Source organism: Pontibacter qinzhouensis (genome assembly GCF_008017455.1).
Taxonomy (GTDB): Bacteria; Bacteroidota; Bacteroidia; order Cytophagales; family Hymenobacteraceae; genus Pontibacter; species Pontibacter qinzhouensis.
Window position 1 is genome coordinate 1 of the sequence record NZ_VRTY01000202.1, and the last position, 1,961, is coordinate 1,961.

Consider the following 1,961-nt stretch of genomic DNA (forward strand, 5'->3'; position numbering starts at 1 on the left):
ACCCCAAGCGAGTGCTAAAGTGTGAGGGAGGTAAAGTGCTCGACTCTACCACTGGAGCGTTTAAGCTGGCGAATGATTTCTGAGTTATCGATTCTTATTCCTGTTTTTAATGTTGATGTCAGGCCGCTGGTAAAATCGCTCTGCCAGCAATGCGAGCAATTACCTCTTACATTCGAGATTCTTCTTTTTGACGATGGTTCTGGTGAGGCTGCAAAGGCTTTGAACCGTAGCCTGAGTTCTATTTCAGAGGTTCGGTACAGGGAACTGCCTGTTAATATCGGGCGGTCTGCCATCCGGAATTTACTGGCCACAGAGGCACGCTTCAGCTACCTGCTCCTGCTCGATAACGATTGTATGCCGGCCAGCACCAATTTTATAGCAGCTTATGTAGAGCAGGCGCAGGAGTTTGAGGTAGTGATAGGTGGCATTACCTATGCTACAGCTTCGCCTGCCAAACCAAACCGCCTGCATTGGCAATATGGGCAACGTGCCGCAAAGCCAGCCTCTACCCGGCAACTGCACCCTTACCAGGATGTTTATTTAAGTAATGCGTTAGTAAAACGATCTGTTTATCAGCAGATAAGACTGTGCGAAAGCCTGAAGCAGTACGGCCACGAAGACACCCTTTTTGCGCTTGAGTTAAAAGCGCGGCAAATTGCTGTGAAGCATATCGAGAGTCCGGCGCTGCACTTAGGCCTGGAGACATCAGCCGTTTTTCTTCTTAAAACAGACCAAGCCGTGGGCAACCTGGTTCAGCTGTATGTTAAAGGAGCAAATATCCGGAGTTTAAAAATTGTAAAAGCCTACACCACCTTACGGCGTTACCACCTGTTGCCACTGTTTAGTGTGCTAATGAGGCTGGGAAAAGGATTGCTGTTAGCTAACTTAGGGTCTGCAAAACCCAGCCTGTTGCTGTTCGACCTGTACCGGCTGCACCTTTTCTGTACGAAACTGAAGCAGTCCGGGACAAAAGAAAACGTGCCAGAAGGGGCAAAAACTGTTACTGATACCTGAGATACCCTTGGAGCCTAAACAGGTAAAAAGGCTTTGGAAGGCCCTTTTTATTTAAATAATTGGGTGGAACAGCAGTTTTAGTTAATTCCAATTTCAGACGTGCCTGCTACCTGGTTGCGGAGTTCAAGGTACTCATCTTCTTTTAAGCGTATTGCTTTTTCATCGGCAGGTTGGAGCTGAGCTTGAATCTCATTTTTTCTGGCGTTCAGTGCAGACCACCAACCTTCTATCATTTCCCAGTCGCGGTGGGTATAGACATCCTTGTTTTTGACAATGGTATTTACAAATTTCTGGTAAGTAGCTGTAATGTTGCTGGCTTCTATGCGGTATAAGTCGGCTGAGGCTACTTCTTCTCCTAACAAATCTTGCCGGAGCCGGTACTGCGCCTGAGCATCGTCATATTTCTTTTGCTTTTGGTCCATCGCAATCCGGAAACGCTCCTTAAAATCCTGAATTGTTTCGCGATCCTGCGGTGGGTACTGGTCAATCAAGTCGTTTACATCGTCTTCCAGGCTTGCATACTTCTCCTTCAGTTTGCTGGCTTCATCTTCCCAGATTTTAGTGCTGTCGTCTAGTTCAGAAACTGCGTCGTTTTCTACCTGAATCACAAATTCCTTAAAATCTGCATACGCTTTGGCGCTATCAGACTTGAGCTGGGAATTTTCCTGGTTGGTGCAGGAAAGGAGTAGCGCCAAGACAAAAATCTGAGCAAATAAAAAGATTTGTCGCATACGTATTTTTTTGACTGAGCTACCCCTCTGAACGCGAGGTTTGGGCGTAGGTTGCAATATTACTATAAAGCCATTAAAATCATGAATAACTTTAAAGTAATTTTAATTTAACCTGCCTCTTAACTTGCAATTATTAAAATAACCTTCTAATTAATTCAAGTTGCGATTATACACATCTGTTGATGGTGTAGGCAAAAATAAAAAGTACCAGCTTCA

2 protein-coding genes are annotated in these 1,961 nt (G+C 45.1%); one reads left to right on the forward strand and one right to left on the reverse strand.

From position 1 onward, the window contains the following. Positions 1 to 72 precede the first annotated feature (72 nt). A complete protein-coding gene (locus tag FVR03_RS24005; protein WP_147924307.1) occupies positions 73 to 1,014 on the forward strand; it encodes a glycosyltransferase family 2 protein in 942 nt (313 codons plus the stop codon). A gap of 77 nt (positions 1,015 to 1,091) precedes the next feature. On the opposite strand, the gene FVR03_RS24010 is transcribed toward FVR03_RS24005, so the two are convergent. Next, on the reverse strand, positions 1,092 to 1,745 hold the full coding sequence (locus FVR03_RS24010; RefSeq protein ID WP_147924308.1) for a hypothetical protein: 654 nt from the start codon (positions 1,743 to 1,745) through the stop codon (positions 1,092 to 1,094). Positions 1,746 to 1,961 lie beyond the last annotated feature (216 nt).

Coding starts and splice junctions, on each gene's coding strand:
- FVR03_RS24005 (WP_147924307.1), top strand. CDS start 73: ATGATTTCTGAGTTATCGATTCTTATTCCTGTTTTTAATGTTGATGTC.
- FVR03_RS24010 (WP_147924308.1), bottom strand. CDS start 1,745: ATGCGACAAATCTTTTTATTTGCTCAGATTTTTGTCTTGGCGCTACTC.